This is a genomic window from Kitasatospora sp. NPDC127060 (genome assembly GCF_042724935.1).
In the GTDB taxonomy this organism is placed as follows: domain Bacteria; phylum Actinomycetota; class Actinomycetes; order Streptomycetales; family Streptomycetaceae; genus Kitasatospora.
The window spans coordinates 45658-68191 of record NZ_JBHXEG010000044.1 but is presented as its reverse complement, the minus strand read 5'-3'; the positions used below and the strand labels follow the sequence as shown (position 1 = coordinate 68191).

Sequence of the window (22534 nt, the reverse complement as noted above, 5' to 3'; positions counted from 1 at the left end):
ATCACCCGTCACGCCCCTCTCCGCACCCACCCCCTCCACCGCCCCCTCCCGCAGCGCGTCCCTCTCGCCTGGGGCGGATGGGAGGGGGAGGTGGGAGGTGGGGGGTGGAGGTGGTGTGGGTGGGTGGGTGGGTGGGTGTGGTGATCTCCCTCTGCACCGGCCCCTTTCGCAACGTTTCTCCTCGGTGCGGCGCCTCTCCACCGGCCCTTTCGCAGCTTGTGCCTCTCGCCTGGGCGGGGGAGAGGTGGGGGCGACAGCTGGTGGTTGTCGGTGGTCCTGGTCGGTTGTTGGACCGGTTGGTGGTGGGGGCGGTGGGGTGGGGGCATGGCGAGTGGAGGGAGTGCGGGGATGAAGGCGCTGGTGGCGACGGGGGACGCGGCGGAGCCGGTGCGGTTCGCGGAGGTGGAGCAGCCGCGGCCGGGGCCGGGTGAGGTGCTGGTGAAGGTGGAGGCGTTCTCGGTGAACCGGGGGGAGACCTTCCAGCTGGAGGCGCCCGGGGCCGGGTGGCGGCCGGGGAAGGACGTTGCCGGGCTGGTGGTGCAGGCCGCCGCCGACGGGTCGGGGCCCGCGGTGTGTCGGCGGGTGGTCGCCCACCCGCCGGCGGGTGGGTGGGCCGAGTACGTGTGCGTGCCCGCCGGTTCGCTGGCCGAGCTGCCGGACAGCCTGGACGCCGTGCGGGCCGCGGCGTTGCCGTTGGCCGGGCTGACCGCGCTGCGGTTGCTGCGCACGGTGGGGGCGGTGGCCGGGCGGCGGGTGCTGATGACCGGGGCGTCCGGCGGGGTGGGGCACTACTTCACCGAGCTGGCCGCGGCGGCGGGGGCCGAGCTGACGGTGGTCACCGCCTCGCCGGAGCGCGGCCGTCGGCTGGTGGAGTTGGGGGCGGCCGAGGTGGTGCACGACCTCGGGGAGGTGCGCGGCCCGTACGACCTGGTGCTGGAGTCCACCGGGGGTGCGAACCTGCCGGCGGCGCTGGCCCGGCTGGCCCGCCGCGGCACCTTGGTCTGGTTCGGCCAGGCCTCCCGGACGCCCGTCACGCTGGACTTCTTCGACTTCTTCAAGGGCCCCGAGTCGGCCACCCTGCGGCACTTCCACTACGCGGACTCGGACGTCCCGTACGGCGAGGACCTGGCCACCCTGGTGCGCCTGGCGGTGGTCGGCCGGCTGACCCCGGAGATCGGCCGGGTCGCGCCCTGGGCGGAGACCACGACCGCCCTCACCGACCTGCGCGACCGCCGGATTCGCGGCAAAGCCGTGCTGACCGTCGCCTGAACCCTCCCTTCCGGAAAGGAACTCCTGTCGTGTCCTTCTTCGAAACCCCCGGTCTGCTGCCCGAGTTCGTCGAACTGGTCCGCCCGCGCGCCCACGGCGCCGGACTCGACCTCTACGAGTACGACCGGGCGACCGCCCCGCTGACCTCCCTGCTGGACTGGCCCGCCGCCTTCGGTGCCGTCGGCCGGCGGTACCTCGCCGAGGCCGGGCGTGCGGCCGCCGAGGGCCGTACGGTCACCGCCGGCACCGGCTACCGCCGCGCCGCCCGCTGGTTCCACGCCGCCGGACTGCTGCCGCACCCCGACCGGGCCGCCGCCGCCCGGCTCGCCGCCGAGGCCGACGACGCGATGCGGCGCTCGCTGGCGCTGCTGGAGCCGGACGCCAGGCGGGTCGAGGGCGAGGGCTTCGCGGGCTGGCTGCGCCGGCCGGCGGCGGACGGCGGTGCGGGTGCTCCGGTGGTGCTGGTGGTGCCGGGCATGGACTCGTCCAAGGAGGAGTTCCACCTGCTGACCGGGGCGCTGCTGGACCGCGGGGCCGCCGTGCTGGCGATGGACGGGCCGGGGCAGGGCGTCCTGGCGGCGGGGAGCGCGCCGGAGCCGGACTACCACCGGGTGGTGGGCCGGGCCCTGGACGCGCTGGCGGCCCACGAGGGCCTGGACCTCGCCCGCACCGCCGTGGTCGGTCTCAGCATGGGCGGCCACTACGCGGCGAAGGCCGCCGCCCACGAGCCGCGGCTACGGGCCGCCGTGACCGTCAGCGGCCCGTACCGGCTGGACTGGGACGCCCTGCCCCCGTTCGTCACCGAGACCCTGGTCCAGCGCTGCGGCGGCCCGGAGGCGGCCCGCGCCTTCGCCGACCGGCTCGACCTGACCGCCCTGGCTCCGACGATCACCCTCCCGCTGCTGGTGGTCGAGGGCGGCGAGGACCGGATCCCCGGGGTCACCAACGCCACCGTCCTCGCCGAGCACGCCCCGAACGCCGAACTGCTCCTCGTCCCCCACGGCAACCACCTGCTCGGCACCGCCCTCCCCGACTGGCTCCCCACCACCGCCGACTGGCTCACCGGCCGGCTGGCCTGACGGTCCGCCCGACTGCCCGGCGGGGTAATGGAGTTCGGGTACGTAGCAGGCCCCGGAGAGTGGACTCTCCGGGGCCTTCGCTGGTTGTGGCCGGGGCCGGGGACTGCCGTCGGCTACCCGATCGCGTTCACCGTGGGCCGGGCGGGGTCAGCGCTGGAGGGTGAGGACGCCGGGCCGCCACGGCAGTCGGTCGTAGGAGCCGGTCGCGGTGGGGGACTTGCCCTGGTAGAGGAGTTGCAGGTGGCAGGGGTCGATGGTCATGGTCTGGTCGGGGTTGTCGCGGACCAGGTCGCCGTGGCTGATGTCGTCGGTCCAGGTGGCGCCGCTGTTGGCCTTGCCCGCGAAGGGGCTGTTCTCGCTGGCGGCCTGCGGGGTCCAGGAGCCGTTCAGACTGGAGGCGGTGAAGGAGCGGAAGTAGCGCTGCTCGTTGGCGCCGCGGGCCTCGACGATCATGAGGTACTGGTTCTGGCCCTTGACCTTGTAGACCTGCGGGGCCTCGAAGAGGTTCTTCTCCGAGTCGCTCATGACGGTGGTGTAGGAGGAGCCGAAGTTGCCGGGGAAGTTCCCGATGGGCATGCTCGCCCGGTAGACGCTGCCGTTGTCAGCGGCGAAGAACAGGTACATGTTCTGGTCGTCGGCGATCAGGGTCTGGTCGATCGGGCCGGTGCCGGAGTTGGGGATGCTGCCGGTGAACAGCGGCTGCGGCGCGGACCAGCCGTTGGGGTTGGTCGGGTCGCTGGACGTGCGGTAGACGAACGGCCACTGGCCCCACTGGTAGGCCAGCACCCAGATGTTCTTCGGCGCGAAGTAGAACAGCGTCGGCGCCACCGCGGCCTGGCTCATCCCGGTCTGGGGGGCCGAGGCCATGTCGGACCAGTTCGTGAAGGGGCTGAACATCATCGAGCCGTACGAGGAGCCGTTCACGTTCGACGCGTAGACCAGGTGCTTGCCGTTGTACACCACGTCGGTGAAGTCCTTCACCGCGGCCCAGCCGTTCGCCGGCTGCGCCAGCGCGCCCGTCGAGGACCAGTGGTACGTCGACGGGAGGGTGCAGGTGCCACCGCCCGTCGGCGCGGACGAGCCGAGGTTCCAGTGCTGGTTGGCAGCGCCCCAGGAGTCCCAGACCTGGACGGAGGTGCCGTTGGCGCTCTGGCCGCCGGGGAGTTCGAGTGCCCGGCCGCTGGCGACGTTGATCAGGGTGTAGGAGCCGTCGGCGTTGCGGTCGGCGCGCCAGTGCTGGTTGGCACCGCCGTTGGAGTCCCAGACCAGCGGCTTCGTGCCGTTGGCCGTCCGGCCGCCGGGCTCGTCGAGGACCCGGCCGCTGGCGAGGTTGGTGAACGTGTAGGAGCCGTCGCCGTTGCGGTCGGCGCGCCAGTGCTGGTTGGCCGCGTCGCCGTTGGCGTCCCACACCTGAAGCGGGGTGCCGTTGCCGTTCTGCCCGGCGGGCTCGTCCAGAACGCGTCCGCCGACCGCCGCGGAGAGCGAGTAGACGGTGCCGGAGTTGATAGCCCCGCCCTGTGTGCCGCCGCCACCGCTGCTGCCGCCGAGGGCGGTGAGCGCTGCGGCGTAGGCGGGCTTCTTGTTGCCACCGGCGTCGAACAGCAGCGGGTTCTCACCGCCGCGCCACGAGTCGCTGTCGCGGATGCCCCACACCGAGATGCCCGTGCAGCGGGTGACGTTGAGGCAGTCCCGGACGGTGTCGGTGTACGCGCTCGCGGGGGCCTGGGCGATGTCGAGCTCGGTGATCTGGACGTCCACGCCGAGCGCGGCGAAGCTCGACAGCGTGGTCTGGAAGTTCGCGGGCGGGCCGCCCGCGCCGAAGTGGCTCTGGAACCCGACGCAGTCGATCGGCACGCCACGGGACTTGAAGTCCTTGACCATGCCGTAGACGCCCTGGGTCTTGGCGTCGGACCAGTTCTCGATGTTGTAGTCGTTGTAGCAGAGCTTCGCCCCGGGGTCGACGCGCCGGGCGGTGCGGAACGCCTCTTCGATGAAGCCGTTGCCCAGCACGTTCTGGAACACCGAGCTGCGGTGCTGGCCGCTGGGGCCGTCGGCGAAGGCCTCGTTCACCACGTCCCAGGCGTAGATCTTGCCCTTGTAGTGGGTCATTTCCTGCGTGATGTGGTTGTCCATGACGCTGCGCAGGGTGTTGGCGTCGTTGATCGAGCCGACCCAGCCGGGCAGCTGGGAGTGCCAGACCAGGGTGTGGCCGCGGATCTTCTGGCCGTGCGCGGCGGCATGGTCGACGATCGCGTCGGCGGGGCCGAAGTTGAACGAGCCCCGGGAGGGTTCGGTACTGTCCCACTTCATCTCGTTCTCGGGGGTTATCGCGTTGAACTCCCGGTCGAGGATGGTGGAGTACGTCGAGTCCGCGAGCCTTCCCGCGGCCACCGCCGTGCCGAAGTAGCGGCCGCTGCCGGCCGCCGCCGCGCCCAGCGTGGGCGGCGTGCCGGAGTTCGACGTGAACGCGGCCTGAGCGACCAGCGGTACGGCGGCACCCACGGCGGCGAAGGCAACGGCGGCGGCGAGCACGCGGCGGGTTGCCGGACGGCGGCGATGGGCGCGGTTCTGATCTGGCAAAGGCTTGTCCTTCTGGCTCCGGGGGCCCGTCTCGGCCCCGATCTCCCGTCAGTTGCCGCCGCGTCCGGAAAGGTTGCCGCTCGGGAAGGAGAATTTCCGTCGAGCGGATGGGCACGGCCCCCATCCCGTCGGGGCGAAGCCGGTCCGGGCCGCGAGGGCACCTTCGGCGGTCCCGGCGTCGGCCCTGTCGATGGCCTTGACCACGCCCGTGCTGCTGCCGGAGCCCCCGTGTTCCCGCAGCCGTAGTCGTCCAGCACCCGGCCGGTGCTGCGGTTGACCAGCAGGTACCGGGGGCTCCGCGCCCGTGGCCGCCCACCCGGTGCCACTGACGAGGCCCTCGGTCCGGAACCGCTGGAGTCGCGCGATCGCCCGGGCCTTGTCCAGCTCGGCGACCCGGCCCTCATCAACAGACACAAGAATGCCCCCGAAGCGATCCGCTTCAGGGGCACCGTGCCTGGTCAGGCGATGTGGCCAGGGCCGGGGTCGAACCGGCGGCCTTCCGCTTTTCAGACCACGCCGGGGCAGGGGAATGCCCCGGCGTGGGCACCTCTGTCCGTGGAAGGTCGCTGTCGGGCACCGTCGTCCTGACCGGTTGGCGTCAGCGTTGGCGTCAATCGGTGGCGCGGAACGCGATCCGGCGCAGGTCAGTATGGCAGCAGGTCGCTCGTGACCAGATCGAAGCCGAACGGTTCGGGGATGTGCAGGGTCTCGCCGAACTCGATGTCCTCGCGGCGGTGGTACTTCGTACCGTCGGGCCGACTGAACAGGGTGACGGTCTTCTGCCGGGCGTCGACCAGCAGGTACAACGGGATGCCCATCAACGGGTAGTCGCGGACCTTCCCCACCCAGTCGTTCTCCGGGTTCGAGGGGGATACCAGCTCGACGGCGACGGCGGCGAGCTCGGACGGGACCTGGTTGTCGGACGTCTCCAAGGCCTCGCTCGGAAGGTAGGTCAGGTCCGGGTTACGGCTCTTACCGACATTGGGCGACACCAGGTCGGTGTTCTCGCTCGGCAGCAGTTCGACCGGGGCGTGCCTGTCGAACTGGCGGCGGACCAGCAGCAGGTTCCGCTGGTGGATGCCCGAGGGGCTGACCATCATGACGATGGTGTCGCCCGAGATCTCCACCTTGAATCCGTCGGGCAGGCTCCGGCGGGCTTCTTCGAGGAGTGCGAAGTGCTCCGGGTTCATGCGCGGTGTCTCCTGGGGTGTGCCGGGCAACATCCTCAGAGTAGTCCGGCGCCGGGACCGACAGCGCTCCTGCACGATGCTCGCCGTGGACCCCGCTCCTCGGGCCGTCGCGGGGGCCTCGCTCGTTCCCGCAGCTGACCGCCGTCCGCCGTGCCGTTGGCGTCAAACGGCATGAAAATGCCCCCGAAGCGATCCGCTTCAGGGGCATCGTGCCTGGTCAGGCGATGTGGCCAGGGCCGGGGTCGAACCGGCGACCTTCCGCTTTTCAGGCGGACGCTCGTACCAACTGAGCTACCTGGCCGTACTACACCGTCTCTTGCGAGACGAGCGATCCCGACGGGACTTGAACCCGCGACCTCCACCTTGACAGGGTGGCGAGCTAACCAACTGCTCCACGGGACCTTATGGCGGCGAACCGCCAAGGTCTTGCGGTACTGCACTTTACTACGGCACTGCGTGCCCCCAACGGGATTCGAACCCGTGCTACCGCCTTGAAAGGGCGGCGTCCTGGGCCACTAGACGATGAGGGCTTGTGGTCCGTTCGGCTGTTTCCAGCGTTCCCGGGGACGTCGAGAAGCATATGGGATGTGGGGCCGAACGCCAAAACGGGTTTGGGCCGGGTGGGGGTGGGGGCTCCGGCGGGGCGGTCAGGACCAGCCGAGCTCGTCCAGCTCGTGGTCGTCGAAGCCGAAGTGGTGGGCGACCTCGTGGATGACGGTGGTGCGGACCTCGTCGACCACCTGCTCGCGGGTCTCGCAGTGCCGCAGGGTGGGGCCGCGGTAGATCAGGATGCGGTCGGGCAGGACACCGGCGTACCACTCGCCGCGCTCGGTGAGCGGGGTGCCCTCGTAGAGGCCGAGGAGTTCGGGGTCGCTCGGGTCGGGTTCGTCCTCGACGAAGACCGCGACGTTGTCCATCATGGCGGCGAGCTGCGGGGGGATCTGGTCCAGGGCGTCACTGACCAGCGTCTCGAACTCTTCCCGGGTCATCTCCACCGGATCATTGTCGGGTCTGGGGTGACGGTGTGCCAGGCGGCGGACGCCGTTGTTTGATGGGCCTATGACGACCTCGGAGGGCACGTTGGACGACACCGTGACGGCGGCTCCGGCGCCGCCCCGACCGCCGGTGCTGCGCGGGCAGGGGTCCGCGGTGGCGGTGGTCGCGGCGGGCGGGGCGATCGGGGCGGTGGCCCGGTACGCGGCCGGGCTCGGCTGGGGGACCGGGCCGTCGGCGTTCCCGTGGACGACGCTGCTGGTCAACGTGGTCGGCTGCGCGGTGATCGGGGTGTTCCTGGTGGCGATCACCGAGGGGCGGCCCGCGCATCCGCTGCTGCGGCCGTTCCTCGGCACCGGGGTGCTGGGCGGGTTCACCACCTTCTCGACGTACGCGGTGGACGTCCGCCGGCTGCTGGAGGCCGGGCGGCTCGGCCCCGGGCTGGCGTACCTGGGGCTGACCCTGCTGGGCGCGCTCGGCGCGGTGTGGGCGGCCGCGGCGCTGACCCGGCGGCTGATCCACCGCGGGGGTGCCCGGTGAGCCGGCTGGGCGGGCCGGCGCTGCGGCTGACCGTCCTGGTGGGGGAGAGCGACACCTGGCACCACCGGCCGCTGTACAGCGAGGTCGTGCACCGGGCGCGGGCGGCCGGGCTGGCCGGGGCGAGCGTGTTCCGGGGGATCGAGGGGTTCGGCGCCTCGTCGCTGGTGCACACGGCGCGGCTGCTGTCGCTGAGCGAGGACCTGCCGGTGGCGGTGGTGATCGTGGACGAGGAGGAGCGGGTGCGGGCGTTCCTGCCGCAGCTGGAGGAACTGGTCGCGGAGGGGCTGGTGCTGCTGGACCGCTGCGAGGTCGTCCACTACCGGGGCCGGGGTGCGGGGGAGGGCGAGCGGTGAACTGGCTGCTGGTGGTGGCGGGCGCCGCGGTCGGCGCGCCCCTGCGGTACCTGACCGACCGGGCGGTGCAGTCCCGGCACGACTCGGTGTTCCCGTGGGGCACCTTCACGGTCAATGTGTCCGGCTGCCTGGTGCTCGGGCTGTTGGCCGGTGCGGTGACGGCCGGGGCGGCCTCCTCGCACGTCCAACTGCTGGTCGGCACGGGCTTCTGCGGGGCGCTGACCACCTACTCGACCTTCTCGTACGAGACGCTGCGGCTGGCCGAGTCCGGTGCCGGGCGGTACGCGCTGGCGAACGTGGCCGGGAGCCTGGCGGCCGGGCTGACCGCGGTGTACGCGGGGGCGGAGCTGGCCTCGGTGCTCTGGGGCTGACCCCCGCCCACCGGGCCGGCGCGGGGCGGCGGCCGAGAACTGCGCCACCGACCCGTGTCCCGGTGCGCCCGGCGCGCGTTGGGCACCGAAAGCGGCCGCGCGCCTGTGGGCGGCCCGGGTGGGGCGATGGAGAGGGAGCTCGGTGGCTTCGGTGCGTTCGGGAGCGGTGGTACGGGCGGCGGCGGTGCTGGCGGTGGCCGGGCTGGGGCTGACCGGGTGCATGTCGGTCGGTCCGGCGGCGGAGGAGAAGCACGGCGGGGTGGCACCGGTCGGGCAGGCCGGTCCGGCGGGCCGGCCGGGGGCGACGGGCAGCCCCTCGGCCTCGGCGGGCGCCGGGCACCCGGGGGGCGCGTCGGGGCGCGCGGAGCACCAGGGGGGCCTGCAGGCCGAGAACGCGCCGGCCGGGGCCACGGCCAGCGCGCCGGGTGAGCTCGCGCCGGGCGCGAACGGCGCGGTGGCCGGTGTGGTGCCGGTGCCGGGGGCGGGTGCTTCCGAGGGCGCGCCGGGCGGCGCGAACGCCAGCCCCGCGCCGCACCCCGCCGGGTCCTCGGCCGGCGGCTCGGCGGGCACCGGCGGTACCGGCGAGGGCCGCTCCGGCGGCGGTACGGCGGGGAGTCCGTCGGCGCCGCCGAGCGGCCGCCCGTCCGGCTCCCCCGAGCCGGAGCGCACCACGCCCGCCGCGACCGTCCCGCCCAACCCGGAGCCCTCCGCCGGCAGCTCCGGTTCCTCGGCCCCGAGCCCGCACGCGGGTGCGCATTAGGGGGCTGGCCAGCGCATTTGCCTCTGATCCCGAGGGTCGTCTATGGTGGTAGATCGTTCGTTTGATTCATTTGATTGGCGCCCTATTCCCATCTGGCGCCCTTGGCGCGTTCCGGCGATCCGTGGCTGACCGCATAGAGGCGGTTGTGAAACAGAACCCCGGACTTTGGCGCGTGCCACTTCCGGAAGGTTTTGCATGTCTCTCGTTGACGACGCCCGCTTCGCCATGCCCGCGAACGAGGCTGCCGCCGATGTCACCGCCACCACCGAACTGACCACCGAGGCTGCGGAGATCGCCGCCGAGGTCACCGAGACCACCGACGCCGTCGAGACCGTCGAGGAGCCGGCGGAGGCCGCCGAGCCCACCATCACCTTCGGCGACCTGGGCCTGCACGACGACGTCGTGCGCGCCCTCGCCAAGCGCGGCGTCACCACCCCGTTCCCGATCCAGGCCGCGACCATCCCGGACGCCCTGGCCGGCAAGGACGTGCTGGGCCGTGGCCGCACCGGCTCCGGCAAGACCCTCAGCTTCGGTCTGCCGCTGCTGACCCGCCTCGCCGACGGCGAGCGCACCAAGCCCAAGCACCCGCGCGGCCTGATCCTGGTCCCGACCCGCGAGCTGGCCATGCAGGTCGCCGACGCCCTGGAGCCGTTCGGCTCGGTGCTCGGCCTCAAGCTGAAGGTCGTCTGCGGCGGCACCTCGATGTCGAACCAGATCTACGCGCTGGAGCGCGGCGTCGACGTCCTCGTCGCCACCCCCGGCCGTCTGCGCGACCTGCTGAACCGCGGCTCCGCCAAGCTCGCCGACGTCAAGACCGTCGTGCTCGACGAGGCCGACCAGATGGCCGACATGGGCTTCCTGCCCGAGGTCACCGAGATCCTCGACCAGGTGCCGGCCGGCGGCCAGCGCCTGCTCTTCTCCGCCACCCTGGAGAACGAGATCGACACCCTGGTCAAGCGCTACCTGAAGAACCCGGTCACCCACGAGGTCGACCCGTCGGCCGGCGCGGTCACCACCATGACCCACCACATCCTCGTGGTGAAGCCCAAGGACAAGGCGCCGATCACCAACGCGATCGCCGCCCGCAAGGGCCGCACGATCATCTTCGTCCGCACCCAGATGGGGGCCGACCGCGTCGCCGAGCAGCTCATCGAGGCCGGCGTGAAGGCCGACGCGCTGCACGGCGGCATGACCCAGGGCGCCCGTACCCGCGTCCTCGGCGACTTCAAGGACGGCTACGTCAACGTCGTCGTCGCCACCGACGTCGCCGCCCGCGGCATCCACGTCGACGGCATCGACCTGGTCCTCAACGTGGACCCGGCCGGCGACCACAAGGACTACCTGCACCGCTCCGGCCGCACCGCGCGGGCCGGCCGCTCCGGCGCCGTCGTCACCCTGGTGCTGCCGCACCAGCGTCGCGGTGTCTTCCGCCTGATGGAGGACGCCGGCGTCGACGCCAGCCGCCACATCCTGGACCACGCCTTCGACGCCGAGGTCGCCAAGATCACCGGCGCCCGCTCGCTCACCGAGGTCCAGGCCGAGAGCGCCGCCAACATCGCCGGTGCCGCCGAGCGTGAGCTCGCCGACATGACCCGCCAGCTGGAGCGCGCGCAGCGCCGCGCCACCGAGCTGCGCGAGGAGGCCGACCGCCTGGCCGCCCGTGCGGCGCGCGAGCGGGCCGACCTGGGCATCGAGGACGAGGCCCCGGCCACGTCCGAGGAGGCCGGCGAGGCGACCGCCCCGGCCGACGCCCCGGCCGCTGTCGAGGCGCCCGCCGCCAAGGCCGAGGAGCGCACCCCGGCCTACCGCGAGGCGCGCAGCGAGCGTCCGGCCTTCAGCCGGGACCGTGACCGCGACGACCGTGGCGGCCGTTCCGGTGGCTTCAACCGTGACCGTGACGACCGTGGCGGCCGCTCGGGTGGCTTCAACCGTGACCGTGACGACCGTGGTGGCCGTTCCGGTGGCTTCGGTGACCGCGAGCGCTCGGGTGGCTTCAACCGTGACCGCGATGACCGCGGCGGCCGTTCCGGTGGCTTCGGTGACCGCGAGCGCTCGGGTGGCTTCAACCGTGACCGCGACGACCGCGGCGGCCGCTCCGGTGGCTTCGGCGACCGTCCGGCCCGCTCGTTCGGCGACCGCCCGTCCTTCGGCCGGGACCGTGACGAGCGCGGCGGCAGCAGCAGCCGTCCGTTCTCGCGCCGCGACGACCACCGCACCGCCGGCCGTCCGCAGGCCGACCGTGGTGGCTTCGGTGACCGCGAGCGTTCCGGTGGCTTCAACCGCGACCGCGGCGGCTTCAACGGCGGCGGCTTCAACCGCGACGACCGCAAGCCGCGCTGGAAGAACTGACGTCGTACGGCCGGTGATCGACCGCCGGCCGGCCGACTGAACGAACACCGTCGGTCCGCACCGCCGGACCACGAACGAAAGGCCCGCTCCGTCCCCCGGAGCGGGCCTTTCGCGTTCCCCCGTATCCCCCGAACACCTCGCTGCTGCTCGCCCCCCGAGGTGTTGTTCTGGAGGTGAGAATAACCTGTGGCGCGCGATGAGGGTAGTCCCGTAGCGTCCCGGACATGAGCAGCAGACTGCATGACGTGGCACGGGTGAACGAGGAGATCGCCGAGCGGGGGAGCTACCGGACGGCCGGGGGTGAAACCGTGCGGGTGGGGGAGCAGTTGGCGGCGGCGCGGGCCGGCACGGTGTCGTACACACCGGGCGGCCTGGAGGCGCTGCTGGCCGAAGGGGGCCGGGGAGTGCTGACCGGCCTGGTCGAGGTGACGGCCGAGGGGAGCATGGAGGCCGCCGGGCGGCTGGTCGAGGCCGGCGCCGGGCCGGTCGGGGTGCTGAACTTCGCCTCCGCGCGCAACCCCGGCGGCGGGTACCTGCGCGGCGCCCGCGCCCAGGAGGAGGACCTGTGCCGCAGCGCGCTGCTGTACAGCTGTCTGGTGGAGGCGCCGGACTACTACGAGGCGCACCGGGCCTCGGCGGACCTGCGGTACAGCCACCGGGTGATCGTCTCGCCCGCGGTGCCGGTGATCCGGGGCCGCCGGGGCGAGCTGCTGGCCCGGCCGTACCCGGTCACCTTCCTGACCTCGCCCGCCCCCAACGCCGGTCAGCTGGAACGGCGTTCGGCCGGTGCGGACGTCCGGGGCGTGCTCGCCGAGCGGGCCGTCCGGGTGCTCGCCGCGGCGGCCCGGCACGACGTCCGGGCCCTGGTGCTCGGCGCCTGGGGCTGCGGGGTGTTCCGCAACGACCCGGCCCAGGTCGCCGAGGCCTTCGAGGGCGCGCTGGCCCGGTACGGGGGCGCGTTCGAGCAGGTGGTGTTCGCGGTCTGGGACCGCTCACCGGTCTCGGCCAACCGGGCCGCCTTCGAGGCGCGGTTCGGCGCGGCGGTCGTCCCGTCCTGAACGGCGGGGGCGGGCCTGGGGCCTGTCCGGCGGACCCTAGCGCTTGCGGGCGGACAGCACCGTCGCGGCGGTGGAGGCCGCCGCGACCACCCCGGTGACGGCGAAGACGGACGGCCAGGCGCCGATCCGCTTCGCCAGCGGGTGCGAACCGCCGAAGGCCGCCACGTACAGGCCGGTCAGCGCCGCCGCGGCGGCCGGGCCCGAACTGCGGCGCCACTGCGTGGCCGCCCCGGCACCGGCCACCGCCAGCACCGCGCCGCCCAGTTCGCGCCGGCCGGTCCAGCGGGCGACACCGTAACCGCCGACCAGACCGCTCGCCGCGGTCAGCGCGGCGGGCGCGGCGGCCGCGAGTGCGTTCGGGACCTTCGCCATCGTCGACTCCACTCGTCTCCACGCGCAGGGGTTCGCGTTCCGGCTTCCGACCCTAACCCGGCGAACGGGGCGGGGATCCAGGGGCCCGTACCCGGGGCCGTACCCGGGGGCCCACTATCCGAAGGCCGAAACGGTCGACATCCCCGGCACCGTCCGGCCCAGCCGCTGCGCCGCTTCCGCCGGGTCCAGCACCCGCTCCAGCCGCAGGTCGCCCGGGAGCTCCTGGATGAACCGCCCGGCCGACCAACTGCGCTCGTACGGCAGCGGTTCCAGCACCAGGGTGCGCACGCCGTCCAGCACCGGGACGTCGCTGGGCGTGCCCTCGTTCCAGAGCCAGGAGCCGTCCGGCGCGACCAGGTTGAAGGCCCCGGTGGCGATCAGCCGGCGGCCCTCCAGGAACTCCGTCCGGGCCAGCGCCACCACCTCCGGGTCCTGCGGGGCGCCGGGCAGGTGGCCGCCGCCGATCAGGACGTCGGCGAGCAGGGTGTGCAGTTGGAAGGTGTCGCTCAGGCCGCTCATCCGCAGCAGGTAGCCGGTGCCGGTGGGGCGGTCCAGGACCAGCAGCGGCTCGTCGTCGAGCACCAGCGCCAGGTGCCTCAGGCCCTTGAAGTCGTGCCGCTCGCCCTCGTACCGGTCGAACAGCTCCAGCAGCACTCCGGTGACGCCCGAGGCGCGGGCCTCGGCCCGGACCGGCGGGTGGGCGTACACCGCCCAGGCGGCCTGCTGCCACAGGTGCAGCGTCCACCAGGCGACCACGGCCAGGTGGGCGTGCCGGGCGTCGAGGTGCTCCGGGCTCTCGATCCGGGCGTGCGCCTCGGCCGGATCGTCCGCCTCCTGGTCGGGCAGCGGCCCGCCGCCGGTCCGCGCCCAGTGCTCGACCAGCCGCTGGGCGCCGGTCAGCGCCCCGCGCAGCCCGGCCAGCACCGGCCCGGCGCAGGCCACCGGATCGGCACCGGACTCCACGCAGGCGCCCACCACCATCGCCAGGTGCGCCCGGGGGAACGGCGGCGCGTCCGGCAGCAGCGCGGCCAGCCGGGGCCCGGCCGCCCGCCGCTCGGCCGGTTCGGCCGGGCCGAAAAGCCCGCCGACCAGGCCCAGCGCGGAGCCGAAGCCCTCGTCGTCGCCGGCCGCGACCACCGCCTCCAGTTCGGCCACCGCTTCGAGGAGGGCGGGCTGCTGACGGTTCGGCGAGGTGTTCTGGGTGGACATTCGCCGCAGCATAGTTCGCCGGGGCGTGGTCCGTTGGGGCACGGTCCGCCGGGGCACGGTCCGCAGGAGTACGGGCGCCGCCGACCCGGCCGCCGCCATCACCGCGCCGCAGGCCGTCGCGCCGTCCGGCGGCATCACCCTGTACCTGGTGGTCAACACCGCCGTCCGGCGCTTCTTCGGCCTGCGGCCACGAGGCCTGCTGTCGGTCCCGGATGGGAGACTCCCGGCGTGACTGACGACGCGAGCAGGGCGATCACCGACGGCCGCTACCGGATCCGCAACGTCGGCAGCGGCCTGCTGCTGGAGGTCGCCGAGGCCTCCCGGCGCAGCGGCGCCCGGATCCGCCTGGGCGCGGACGACGGCACCGACGCCCAGCTCTGGCGGCTCGCCGCCGTCCACCCCGGCGGCGCCCTCTTCCACATCGAGAACGCCGGCAGCGGCAAGCGCCTCGACGTCACCGGTGCCTCCCCGGAGGACGGCGTCCCGATCCAGCAGTGGTCCGCCAACGCCTTCGGCGCCCAGGAATGGCTGCTGGAGGCCCACGTCGACGCCCCGGGGACGTACACCGTCACCAGCTTCATCAGCGGCAAGCCGCTCACCGCGACGCAGGCCCCGGACGCGGGCGTCCAGCAGTGGGAGGACACCGACTCGCCCACCCAGTGGTGGCGCTTCGAGCGGCAGCCCTAGCCGGGCGGCTCCCGGGCGGTTCCTAGGCCGAGAGGTTGGCCCGGAGGGCGGCCAGTTCGGCCTCGGTGACGCCGTGGGAGTGGAGGTAGGCGGGGACGGTGCCGTGGTGGGTGCGGATCCAGCCGAGGGAGGAGGCGATGAGTTCGGCGCTGATCGGGCGGGAGATCCGCTCGCTGCCGGTCTCGTCGATGTACGGGATCGGGCCGTCGTCCAGGCCGAGGCCGGTGTTGGAGCGCAGGAAGTCGGCCGTGATGTCCGCGTCCGAGGCGCCCAGCAGGGACTGCAGGACGGCGACGGTGAGGCCGGTGCGGTCCTTGCCGACCGCGCAGTGCACGATCACCGGCAGCGCGTCCGGGGCGGCGAGCCGGCGGATCACCGCGGCGAGCGAGGGCCCGGCGGTCTCCGGCATGAAGGTGTAGAGCTCGGCCTGCCCCTCGGGCCAGGGCCGGTCGAGGTCGCCGCGGTCGGCGGGCAGGGTCGGCAGGTTGAGGGACTCGTGGTCGAGGCCGTGCCGCTGGTCCGGCCAGACCTCCAGCTCGAACGGGCTGCGCAGGTCGATCACCGTGCGCAGGCCGAGGTCCTTGAGCTTCCGGGCGCCCTCCTCGGTGAGCGTGTGGAGGGAGCCGGAGCGGTACAGGACGCCCCGGCGCAGGGCGCCGATCCCGCCCGCGTCACGGAAGTTGCGCACACCGGGGATGTCGATGAAGGCATCGGTCATGGCGTCCACCGTAGGGGTGCGGACGGGCCGGGGGGAAGGAAGCCGGAGGGGCTGTCCGTTGAAGCCCCGCCGCCCCCGGCAGGAGTCCTCGGCGCCCGCCGGGGCCCGGCCGCCCACCGGAGGCCTCAGCGCCCGCCGGAGACCTCCAGGAACGCCCCCGTCGTGTACGAGGCGGCCGGGGACAGCAGGAACAGCACCGCCTCGGCGACCTCCTCCGGCTCCCCGCCGCGCCCCATCGGCAGGTTCGGCGCGACCCGGTCGACCCGGCCCGGCTCGCCGCCGAGCGCGTGGATGCCGGTCCGGATCAGGCCCGGGCGGACGCAGTTGACCCGGATCCCCTCGGCCGCCACCTCCAGGGCGAGCCCGCGGGTCATCGAGTCCACCGCGCCCTTGGCGGCCGCGTAGTCGACGTACTCGTTCGGCGAGCCGATCCGGGAGGCGGCCGAGCCGACGTTGACGATCGCGCCGCCGCGCCCGCCGTGCCGGGTGGACATCCGGCGGACGGCCTGGGCCGCGCACAGGAACGGGCCGGTGATGTTGGCGGCCCAGATCCGGTTCAGCCGGTCCTCGTCGATCTCCTCCAGCCGGCACTGCCGCTCCAGCGTGCCCGCGTTGTTCACCAGCCCGGTGAGCGGCCCGAGTTCGGCGTCCACGGTGGCGAACAGCCGCTCCACCTCGGCGCTGCGGCTGACGTCCGCCCGGACGGCGATCGCGGTGCCGCCGTCGGCCCGGACGGCGTCCACGACGGCGGTGGCCGAGGCTTCGTCCGTACGGTAGTTGACGCAGACCCGGTGGCCGCGGCGGGCGGCCAGCAGGGCGATGGCGGCGCCGATGCCGCGGCCGGCGCCGGTGACGATCAGGACTTCGTCGGTGCTGGAGGTCGACATGCCGAGTACGCTACCCGGCCCGCTGTCCGGGCCGCTGCCCCTGCGCGGCGGCCCGGCGCAGCGCGGCGACCTTCGGTGCGCGGCTCTTCGGCGAGTCGAGGCCGAAGCCGCGGGCGTCGCCCAGTTCGTCCCGGACGAACGCCTCGGTGCGGGCCACCGCCGCGCGCAGCGCGTCGTCCGGCGGGACGAAGGGCTGGTGGACGATCTCGGCCCGACCGGTGTCGTACTCCCACAGGCCGACGATCCGGCCGCGGTCCAGCACCAGGTGGGTCTGCGGGTCGGCCTCGCTTCCGAAGGTGCGCCCGGCCCGGCCGGCCGGCAGCGGGCGGGCGGCGTCGGCCGGGTCGAGCAGCCGGGACAGGTCGCGGTGCAGCAGGTGGATGCCGTCGATGCCGGCCAGCAGGGTGTAGTGCGGCTCGGCCGGTGCCTCGAACTCGGCGAAATCGTCGGCGAGTTCGGGTGGCATCAGGAGGTCCGAGCCGGGGGCGAGCGGGGCGGCGCCGAGCTCGGTGACGGCCCGGCGGGCGGTGGCCGCGGAGAAGCCGGAGAACCAGCGGAAGTGCCCGAGGGTGGCCGGACCGGCCCAGGAGAAGTAGCGGCGGGCGAGGTCGACGGCGTCCCCCGCGACCGGCTGGTCCCAGCCGACGTAGCCGTAACGCTGTTGGTCCAGGCGGCCGTTGACCGGCACCCGGCGGATCCGGCCGCGGGACTGGAGCAGCCCGAGGGCGAGCGGCAGGGTGGTCGACAGGCCGCGCTTCTTGCCGGCCTCGCCGAGCGGCCGGACGGCGTCGCCGACCGCCTCCCGGATGGTGGTCGGGTCCAGTGGCCCACCGCCGGACAGCGCCCGCTCGATGGCCAGACAGAGCTGCTCCACCTCGTCCCGGCCGACGCCCAGGTGCTTCGCCGCGGCGGCCAGTTCACCCTCCGGGGCGGCCGCGCCCGCCGCCAGGCCGAGCGCGAAGTCGGCGGCGGGCAGCACGTAGGTGCAGCCGCGCGCGGACGGCAGCTCGTGCACCTCCAGCCCAGCCACCGCCGCGTCCACCGCCGCCCGGCCCAGCCCGGCCCGGGCGAACAGGCCCAGGTACGGGGCCGCGCCGCCGACCGAGCGGGCCCAGCCGGTGGCGGCCAGCACCTCGGCGGCGGACGCCCCGGGGTGCGGGCGGTCCAGCCACTGCCGGTGCGACCACCAGGCCCGCAGCTTCTCGGTGTCGATCCCGTGGCTGTGCTCCATGCGCCCAGTATCGGCGCCCGGGTGGGCCCCGGACCGGAAATCGCTCGCCCGGCGCGGCCCGCTCCGGAGATGATGCGGTACCCGCCGCGGTCCCGCCGCCACTGGTGATCGAGAGGAGAACGCATGCCCGCCGCACCCGGCACCGTGCTGCTCTCCGGCATCGTCGGCTCCACCGCCTACGGCTTCGCCCACGCCGGCTCCGACCTCGACCGGCTGGGCCTGTTCGCCGTCCCCACCGAGGAGTTGCACGGCCTGCACCGCCCGGCCGAGTCGCACGTCACCGCCGAGCCGGACGTCACCCTGCACGAGGCCGCCAAGTGGTGCCGGCTGGCGCTGTCGTGCAACCCGACCGCCTCCGAACTGGTCTGGCTGCCCGAGGACCTGTACGAGACCACCACCCCGCTCGGTCGCGAGCTGGTCGGGATCCGGTCGAGCTTCCTCAGCGCACCGGCCGTCCGCAAGGCCTATCTCGGTTACGCGGACCAGCAGTTCCGCAAGCTGCTGACTCGCGACACCAGCGAGCCGGCCACCCGCCGCCGGGCCGCCAAGCACGCCCGGCACCTCGTCCGGCTGGTCGAGCAGGCCGTCCGGCTGCACCGCACCGGCCGCAACCTGATCCGGCTGCCCGACCCGGAGCGCGTCCGCGACCTAGGCGAACGCATCGCCGACCGCCCCGCCGCCGCCGAGCGCCTGATCGCCGACGCCGCCGACCGGCTCGCCCGCCCCGGCGTCCTGCCCGACACCCCCGACCCCCGCCCCGCCGAGGCCTGGCTCCGCCGCGTCCGCGCCGCCCACTACAGCCCGCCGCAAGCCCCACCCCCCGCCCCCGGCGCGCCCATCCAATCCACTGGCGGAGCCCTGGGGCCCACCGGGTAGGATCACCGTGGCCCTCCCCACTCGGGACCACCCCGCACGGAGGGCCGCGGGCCGCTAGCTCAATTGGCAGAGCTGCGGACTTTTAATCCGTAGGTTCAGGGTTCGAGCCCCTGGCGGCCCACACGAACGATCCGTTCAGGACCAGGGCGTTCTCCCCGTCGGGGAGGGCGCCCATCGTCGTGTCCGGGGGCGGCGGAGGTGAGTGACAAGGGCTCAACTATCTTGGTGTCATGGGACCTTTGCAGCCTGATCTTGCAGAACTCGTGGTCGGACTCGTCTGCTTCTTCCTGATCTTCGGGATCCTCGGAGTGGTGGTGCTGCCGCGGATCGAGAAGCTGCTGGCGGAACGCCGGGACGCCACCGAGGGGGGTGTCGAGCGGGCCGAGGCGGTGCGGGCGGAGGCCCTGCGGGTGTACGAGGAGTTCCAGACGGAGCTCACCGCGGCGCGGCACGAGGCGGCGGAGATCCGGCAGACGGCCACCGAGGAGGGGGCGGCGCTGATCGCGCGGCTGCGGGCCGAGGGGCAGCAGCTGCGGGACGGGATGCTCGCGGAGGCGCAGGTGCAGCTGGCGGCGGACCGGGTGCTGGCCGAGGCCGCGCTGCGGGAGGACGTGGTCCGGCTGGCCGGCGAGCTGGCGGGCCGGGTGATCGGCGAGCCGGTCGCCGAGCTGCCGCGCACCCGTGCGATCGCCGACGAGTTCTTCGCCGCGCACGACGCCAAGACGGGCGCCGACGCCTGACCCCCCCTGCTCGTACTTCCCCTTGGAACGCTTCGACGGCCCGGGTCCCGGTCGGTGGTTCAGCCACCGGCCGGGGCCCGGGCCGTTCCGTGCCCGGGCACCGGTGATCACGGCCCCGGTCGGCGGACCGGTGGTGAAGGTCCGCTCGTACTCGCTGGTCGGCGGCGTCGGGGTCCGGCGGGCCGGCTGACCCCGGAGGGTCACGGCCGGACCGGGCCCCGGGTGGCCGCAGGGGCCGGGGTGGCCGGGGCCTCGGTGGTCGCCGGGGCCGGGGCCGGAGCCGGAGCGGCTGCGGGGGCGGTGGTGGCCTGGGAGAGGCGGAGGGTGAGGCCGATCATGGCGAGGACGGCGGCCAGGGCGAGCCAGACCGCGACGGCCGCCGCGGTGGCCGGGTCGTGGTGGTCGAGGACGGCGAAGTAGCCGCCGCCGATGACGGCCACGCCGGTGACGGCGGCGAACTGCTGGGTGGTGGAGAGGGTCCCGGAGGCCGTACCGGCCCGCTCGGGGGCGATGCCGGCCATCGGTGCGCCGATCAGGGAGGGCAGCACCAGGCCGTTGCCGATGCCCATCAGGCCCATGGTGGCCAGCAGGACGGGCAGGGCGTGCCGGGCGCCGGTGGTCTGCAGGGCGAGGGCGGTGAGCAGCAGGCTGAGGGCGGTGATCGCCCCGCCGACGACCGGGACGCGCAGCCCGTGGCGGGGGAGCAGGCGCTTGCCGGTCAGGGAGCCGGCCATGGCGAGGACGGCCATGGGCGTGAAGACCAGGCCGGAGCGCAGCGGGCTGTAGCCGAAGCCGGTCTGGACGGTCAGGCTGATCACGAACACGAATCCGGCGAAGAAGGCCATGAAGGCGGCGTTGACGGCGAGCCCGGTGCGGAAGACCCGGCCGCGGAGCAGCTCGGGGTCGAGCAGCGGCTGTCCGCCGCGGGTGGCGAGCCGGCGCTCCCAGCGCAGCGCGGCCAGTGCGGCGGGGACGGCGGCGGCGAGCATCGCCCAGGCCCAGAGCGGCCAGCCGGCCTCCCGGCCGAGGACCAGGGGGACGAGGGCGAGGGCCAGCGAGCCGGCGATCGCGAGGACGCCGATGCCGTCCAGGGCGGGGCGGCGGCCGCTGCCGGTGCGGGGCAGGACGGCGGTGGCGACGGCGAGGACGACCAGGCCGACCGGCAGGTTGACCAGGAAGACGGCGCGCCAGCCGAGGCCGAGGAGGTCGCCGTCGAGCAGGATGCCGCCGAGCAACTGGCCGCAGACGCCGCTGAGTCCGCCGGTGACCCCGAACCAGGCGAGCGCGCGCGGCCGGCCCTCGGCGGGGACGACGGTGGTGATCAGGGCGAGCACCTGGGGGACCATCGCGGCGGCGGTGAGGCCCTGGAGCAGCCGGGCGAGCACCAGTTGGGCAGGGGACTGGGCGAGTCCGCACAGCACCGAGGCGAGGGTGAAGGCGGCCATGCCGCCGAGGAACATCCGCCGGTGGCCGAGGATGTCGCCGAGCCGGCCGCCGAGGACGAGCCCGGTGGCGTAGCTGAACACGTAGCCGGCGACGACCAGTTCCAGGGCGGCCTGGCCGGCGCCGAGGTCGGCGCGGATGGCGGGCAGGGCGACGTTCACGACGTTGCCGTCGAAGCCGTACATGAAGAAGGCCGCCAGGATGACGGGGAGCAGCGGTGGGCGGAGCTGGGGGCGGGGCATGGGGCGTGGCCTCCGGTGGGAATGGTTGCCGGTGAAATTATTGGTTGGACTGCCAAAAACTCGGGCGCGAAGGACCCGGGTGCGGGCGAGGTGCGGCCGGGCCCGGGGGAGCGAGGGGGCGGGCGCCCGGGGGTTCAGGCGCGCAGGTCGTCCACGATCGCGTCGACGACCGCGTGCAGGGACTCCGGTTCGAAGCCCGCCTTGGCCTGCAGCAGCAGCCCGTGGAAGCCGGCCATCGTCTGGCGGGCGAGCACCCTGGGGGCGCGGTCGGCGCGGATCTCGCCGCGGAGCCGGCCGTCCTCGACGGCGGCGGTCAGCGCGTTCTCCAGCGGGACGAACGCCTGCCGGGCCTGCTGGGCCAACTCCGGCTCGCGGACGGCGAGTTCGGTGACGGTGTTGACCGCGAGGCAGCCCCGGTGGTCGGCCGCGGCCTGGTCCACCCCGGTCAGCAGCAGTCGGCGGACGCGCTCCAGCGGCGGCAGGTCGCCCGGTGCGGGGTTGGCTCCGGCGGCGCCGCTCTCGCGGTAGCGGCGCAGTGCCAGCTCGAACAGCTGCCGCTTGCCGCCGAAGGCGTTGTACAGGCTGCCGCGCAGCATGCCGGTGCTCTCGGCCAGGTCGTCGGTCGAGGTCGCGGTGTACCCCTTGGTCCAGAAGGTGTTCATGGCCGCGTCGATCGCGGCCTCGGTGTCGAACTTCCTCGGGCGTGCCATGGGTGGGATCGTGTCAGTTATTGGCCGCCTTGTCAAAAACTCTGGCCGAGAACGGCTCGCCCCCTGCGGGCAGAGGGCGAGCCGCTTCGCGCGGGGAGCTGGCCCCGCCGGGGTGGCTACTCCTGCAGGAAGGTCTCGGAGAAGCTGGTGCCGTTGGAGCCGAGCCCGCCGGTGGTGGCCTCGTAGGTGCCGTTGGAGCTGGGGTCCAGGGCGACCGGGTTGGTGGAGCCGAGCGACTTGCCGTTGACCGTGGCCGAAGTGAAGTTGAGCGTCCCGAAGTCGGGGTAGGCCCCGGTCGGCGACTCGATGATCACCTCGGCGCTGGTCCGCTGCGCGGAGGTGGACTTGGTCGTGGTGTACGTCCAGCCCCGCGTGGAGTCGGTCAGCTTGAGGGTGTACCGGCTGCTGCCCGCGTAGGTCACCGAGGCGGAGATGTGGTCCCCGGCCGACACCGGGTACGAGCTGAGGCTCAGGTACACGGGGGCCGCCGGGTACATCTCGTACCAGGCCTGGTTCACCGGGCTGCCGCTGGAGCAGTCGGTCGCCACCCCGGTCTGCTCCACGCTCGACGAGCCGTAGCCGTCGATGCCGACCCAGGGAGCGTACAGGTCGTTGGTGGAGTTGCAGACCGCGTCCGGCTCGGTCCAGGACGCCGCGACCGAGCTGAAGCCGCTGCCCGTGGCTGCGTAGCCACCCCAGTTGTAGCCGTTGGTGTTGTACTGCAGGGGGCGGAAGGACAGTCCCTGTGCGGCCGCCGCGGTGGTCGGCGCGGCGGGGGCGGCCAGGGTCGTGGCCGCTGCCGCGAGAGTGGCGACGCGTATCAGGAATCTGCGCATGCTGGCTCCTTCGTGAGGGGACGAACAGGAGGTCCATACGC

General features: G+C 73.9%; 23 protein-coding genes and 4 tRNA genes. 13 read left to right on the top strand and 14 right to left on the bottom strand.

Features of this window, described 5'->3' with window-relative positions; all coding sequences use genetic code 11:
• The first annotated feature begins 348 nt into the window (after positions 1-348).
• Both ACFWIS_RS23530 and ACFWIS_RS23525 read left to right on the top strand, forming a co-directional pair.
• The gene (locus ACFWIS_RS23530; protein WP_380460633.1) at positions 349-1269 is read left to right on the top strand and encodes a zinc-binding dehydrogenase; all 921 of its coding nucleotides are present in this window, start codon (positions 349-351) and stop codon (positions 1267-1269) included.
• Positions 1270-1298: 29 nt separating this feature from the next.
• Complete coding sequence (locus ACFWIS_RS23525) at positions 1299-2348, top strand: alpha/beta hydrolase family protein (RefSeq protein ID WP_380460635.1); 1050 nt, start codon at positions 1299-1301, stop codon at positions 2346-2348.
• A gap of 147 nt (positions 2349-2495) precedes the next feature.
• Here ACFWIS_RS23525 and ACFWIS_RS23520 read toward each other — a convergent pair whose 3' ends face one another.
• The 6 genes from ACFWIS_RS23520 to ACFWIS_RS23495 all read right to left on the bottom strand — a co-directional run bounded on the left by ACFWIS_RS23520 (position 2496) and on the right by ACFWIS_RS23495 (position 7107).
• Positions 2496-4880, bottom strand: coding sequence for a non-reducing end alpha-L-arabinofuranosidase family hydrolase (locus tag ACFWIS_RS23520; RefSeq protein WP_380460705.1), 2385 nt, complete (start codon positions 4878-4880; stop codon positions 2496-2498).
• A 692-nt stretch (positions 4881-5572) separates the two neighbouring features.
• Positions 5573-6118 carry a Uma2 family endonuclease gene (locus ACFWIS_RS23515; protein ID WP_380460637.1) on the bottom strand — a complete coding sequence of 182 codons (546 nt, stop codon included), beginning with the start codon at positions 6116-6118 and terminating at the stop codon, positions 5573-5575.
• 227 nt (positions 6119-6345) lie between these two features.
• Positions 6346-6419: transfer RNA gene (locus ACFWIS_RS23510), tRNA-Phe, on the bottom strand.
• A 27-nt stretch (positions 6420-6446) separates the two neighbouring features.
• Positions 6447-6520: transfer RNA gene (locus ACFWIS_RS23505), tRNA-Asp, on the bottom strand.
• 55 nt (positions 6521-6575) lie between these two features.
• Positions 6576-6648: transfer RNA gene (locus ACFWIS_RS23500), tRNA-Glu, on the bottom strand.
• 117 nt (positions 6649-6765) lie between these two features.
• Complete coding sequence (locus ACFWIS_RS23495; RefSeq protein WP_380460707.1) at positions 6766-7107, bottom strand: metallopeptidase family protein; 342 nt, start codon at positions 7105-7107, stop codon at positions 6766-6768.
• Between the two features lie 70 nt (positions 7108-7177).
• On the opposite strand from ACFWIS_RS23495, the gene crcB (ACFWIS_RS23490) reads away from it, so the two are divergent.
• The 6 genes from crcB (ACFWIS_RS23490) (at position 7178) to ACFWIS_RS23465 (ending at position 12542) form a co-directional block, all read left to right on the top strand.
• Positions 7178-7651: a fluoride efflux transporter CrcB gene (crcB, locus tag ACFWIS_RS23490; RefSeq protein ID WP_380460639.1), complete on the top strand. Its 474-nt coding sequence runs from the start codon at positions 7178-7180 to the stop codon at positions 7649-7651.
• Positions 7648-8004: a DUF190 domain-containing protein gene (locus ACFWIS_RS23485; protein WP_380460641.1), complete on the top strand. Its 357-nt coding sequence runs from the start codon at positions 7648-7650 to the stop codon at positions 8002-8004. Before crcB (ACFWIS_RS23490) ends, ACFWIS_RS23485 begins: the two co-directional genes overlap by 4 nt.
• The gene (crcB, locus tag ACFWIS_RS23480) at positions 8001-8375 is read left to right on the top strand and encodes a fluoride efflux transporter CrcB (protein WP_380460643.1); all 375 of its coding nucleotides are present in this window, start codon (positions 8001-8003) and stop codon (positions 8373-8375) included. Before ACFWIS_RS23485 ends, crcB (ACFWIS_RS23480) begins: the two co-directional genes overlap by 4 nt.
• 142 nt (positions 8376-8517) lie before the next feature.
• Entirely contained in the window at positions 8518-9135 is a 618-nt protein-coding gene (locus ACFWIS_RS23475; RefSeq protein WP_380460645.1) for a hypothetical protein, read from the top strand.
• Positions 9136-9330: 195 nt separating this feature from the next.
• Positions 9331-11484, top strand: coding sequence for a DEAD/DEAH box helicase (locus ACFWIS_RS23470; protein WP_380460646.1), 2154 nt, complete (start codon positions 9331-9333; stop codon positions 11482-11484).
• Between the two features lie 224 nt (positions 11485-11708).
• Complete coding sequence (locus ACFWIS_RS23465) at positions 11709-12542, top strand: TIGR02452 family protein (RefSeq protein WP_380460648.1); 834 nt, start codon at positions 11709-11711, stop codon at positions 12540-12542.
• Positions 12543-12578: 36 nt separating this feature from the next.
• On the opposite strand, the gene ACFWIS_RS23460 is transcribed toward ACFWIS_RS23465, so the two are convergent.
• Both ACFWIS_RS23460 and ACFWIS_RS23455 read right to left on the bottom strand, forming a co-directional pair.
• Complete coding sequence (locus tag ACFWIS_RS23460) at positions 12579-12914, bottom strand: hypothetical protein (protein ID WP_380460650.1); 336 nt, start codon at positions 12912-12914, stop codon at positions 12579-12581.
• Positions 12915-13028: 114 nt separating this feature from the next.
• A complete protein-coding gene (locus ACFWIS_RS23455; protein ID WP_380460652.1) occupies positions 13029-14123 on the bottom strand; it encodes a hypothetical protein in 1095 nt (364 codons plus the stop codon).
• Here ACFWIS_RS23455 and ACFWIS_RS23450 point away from each other — a divergent pair.
• Positions 14116-14355 carry a hypothetical protein gene (locus ACFWIS_RS23450; protein WP_380460654.1) on the top strand — a complete coding sequence of 80 codons (240 nt, stop codon included), beginning with the start codon at positions 14116-14118 and terminating at the stop codon, positions 14353-14355. The two genes, ACFWIS_RS23455 and ACFWIS_RS23450, sit on opposite strands and share 8 nt — an antisense overlap.
• Complete coding sequence (locus tag ACFWIS_RS23445) at positions 14352-14810, top strand: RICIN domain-containing protein (protein WP_380460656.1); 459 nt, start codon at positions 14352-14354, stop codon at positions 14808-14810. The genes ACFWIS_RS23450 and ACFWIS_RS23445 overlap by 4 nt, the downstream gene beginning before the upstream one ends.
• 22 nt (positions 14811-14832) lie before the next feature.
• Here ACFWIS_RS23445 and ACFWIS_RS23440 read toward each other — a convergent pair whose 3' ends face one another.
• The 3 genes from ACFWIS_RS23440 to ACFWIS_RS23430 form a co-directional block, all read right to left on the bottom strand.
• The gene (locus tag ACFWIS_RS23440) at positions 14833-15528 is read right to left on the bottom strand and encodes a tyrosine-protein phosphatase (RefSeq protein WP_380460658.1); all 696 of its coding nucleotides are present in this window, start codon (positions 15526-15528) and stop codon (positions 14833-14835) included.
• A 125-nt stretch (positions 15529-15653) separates the two neighbouring features.
• Positions 15654-16415, bottom strand: coding sequence for an SDR family oxidoreductase (locus ACFWIS_RS23435; RefSeq protein ID WP_380460660.1), 762 nt, complete (start codon positions 16413-16415; stop codon positions 15654-15656).
• A gap of 10 nt (positions 16416-16425) precedes the next feature.
• Entirely contained in the window at positions 16426-17646 is a 1221-nt protein-coding gene (locus ACFWIS_RS23430; protein WP_380460662.1) for a DNA glycosylase AlkZ-like family protein, read from the bottom strand.
• A 123-nt stretch (positions 17647-17769) separates the two neighbouring features.
• On the opposite strand from ACFWIS_RS23430, the gene ACFWIS_RS23425 reads away from it, so the two are divergent.
• The 3 genes from ACFWIS_RS23425 to ACFWIS_RS23415 all read left to right on the top strand — a co-directional run bounded on the left by ACFWIS_RS23425 (position 17770) and on the right by ACFWIS_RS23415 (position 19262).
• A complete protein-coding gene (locus tag ACFWIS_RS23425) occupies positions 17770-18522 on the top strand; it encodes a DNA polymerase beta superfamily protein (protein ID WP_380460664.1) in 753 nt (250 codons plus the stop codon).
• Positions 18523-18570: 48 nt separating this feature from the next.
• Positions 18571-18643, top strand: a tRNA-Lys gene (locus ACFWIS_RS23420).
• A 109-nt stretch (positions 18644-18752) separates the two neighbouring features.
• A complete protein-coding gene (locus ACFWIS_RS23415; protein ID WP_380460666.1) occupies positions 18753-19262 on the top strand; it encodes a hypothetical protein in 510 nt (169 codons plus the stop codon).
• 200 nt (positions 19263-19462) lie between these two features.
• Here ACFWIS_RS23415 and ACFWIS_RS23410 read toward each other — a convergent pair whose 3' ends face one another.
• The 3 genes from ACFWIS_RS23410 to ACFWIS_RS23400 all read right to left on the bottom strand — a co-directional run bounded on the left by ACFWIS_RS23410 (position 19463) and on the right by ACFWIS_RS23400 (position 22493).
• On the bottom strand, positions 19463-20947 hold the full coding sequence (locus ACFWIS_RS23410) for an MFS transporter (protein ID WP_380460668.1): 1485 nt from the start codon (positions 20945-20947) through the stop codon (positions 19463-19465).
• A gap of 134 nt (positions 20948-21081) precedes the next feature.
• On the bottom strand, positions 21082-21657 hold the full coding sequence (locus tag ACFWIS_RS23405) for a TetR/AcrR family transcriptional regulator (protein WP_380460670.1): 576 nt from the start codon (positions 21655-21657) through the stop codon (positions 21082-21084).
• A gap of 116 nt (positions 21658-21773) precedes the next feature.
• Positions 21774-22493 (bottom strand): G1 family glutamic endopeptidase, encoded by a 720-nt coding sequence (locus ACFWIS_RS23400; protein ID WP_380460672.1) that lies wholly within the window; start codon positions 22491-22493, stop codon positions 21774-21776.
• Between the last annotated feature and the right edge of the window lie 41 nt (positions 22494-22534).

Coding starts and splice junctions, on each gene's coding strand:
- ACFWIS_RS23530 (WP_380460633.1), top strand. CDS start 349: ATGAAGGCGCTGGTGGCGACGGGGGACGCGGCGGAGCCGGTGCGGTTC.
- ACFWIS_RS23515 (WP_380460637.1), bottom strand. CDS start 6,118: ATGAACCCGGAGCACTTCGCACTCCTCGAAGAAGCCCGCCGGAGCCTG.
- ACFWIS_RS23495 (WP_380460707.1), bottom strand. CDS start 7,107: ATGACCCGGGAAGAGTTCGAGACGCTGGTCAGTGACGCCCTGGACCAG.
- crcB (WP_380460639.1), top strand. CDS start 7,178: ATGACGACCTCGGAGGGCACGTTGGACGACACCGTGACGGCGGCTCCG.
- ACFWIS_RS23470 (WP_380460646.1), top strand. CDS start 9,331: ATGTCTCTCGTTGACGACGCCCGCTTCGCCATGCCCGCGAACGAGGCT.
- ACFWIS_RS23465 (WP_380460648.1), top strand. CDS start 11,709: ATGAGCAGCAGACTGCATGACGTGGCACGGGTGAACGAGGAGATCGCC.
- ACFWIS_RS23460 (WP_380460650.1), bottom strand. CDS start 12,914: ATGGCGAAGGTCCCGAACGCACTCGCGGCCGCCGCGCCCGCCGCGCTG.
- ACFWIS_RS23455 (WP_380460652.1), bottom strand. CDS start 14,123: ATGTCCACCCAGAACACCTCGCCGAACCGTCAGCAGCCCGCCCTCCTC.
- ACFWIS_RS23440 (WP_380460658.1), bottom strand. CDS start 15,528: ATGACCGATGCCTTCATCGACATCCCCGGTGTGCGCAACTTCCGTGAC.
- ACFWIS_RS23435 (WP_380460660.1), bottom strand. CDS start 16,415: ATGTCGACCTCCAGCACCGACGAAGTCCTGATCGTCACCGGCGCCGGC.
- ACFWIS_RS23430 (WP_380460662.1), bottom strand. CDS start 17,646: ATGGAGCACAGCCACGGGATCGACACCGAGAAGCTGCGGGCCTGGTGG.
- ACFWIS_RS23425 (WP_380460664.1), top strand. CDS start 17,770: ATGCCCGCCGCACCCGGCACCGTGCTGCTCTCCGGCATCGTCGGCTCC.
- ACFWIS_RS23415 (WP_380460666.1), top strand. CDS start 18,753: ATGGGACCTTTGCAGCCTGATCTTGCAGAACTCGTGGTCGGACTCGTC.
- ACFWIS_RS23410 (WP_380460668.1), bottom strand. CDS start 20,947: ATGCCCCGCCCCCAGCTCCGCCCACCGCTGCTCCCCGTCATCCTGGCG.
- ACFWIS_RS23405 (WP_380460670.1), bottom strand. CDS start 21,657: ATGGCACGCCCGAGGAAGTTCGACACCGAGGCCGCGATCGACGCGGCC.
- ACFWIS_RS23400 (WP_380460672.1), bottom strand. CDS start 22,493: ATGCGCAGATTCCTGATACGCGTCGCCACTCTCGCGGCAGCGGCCACG.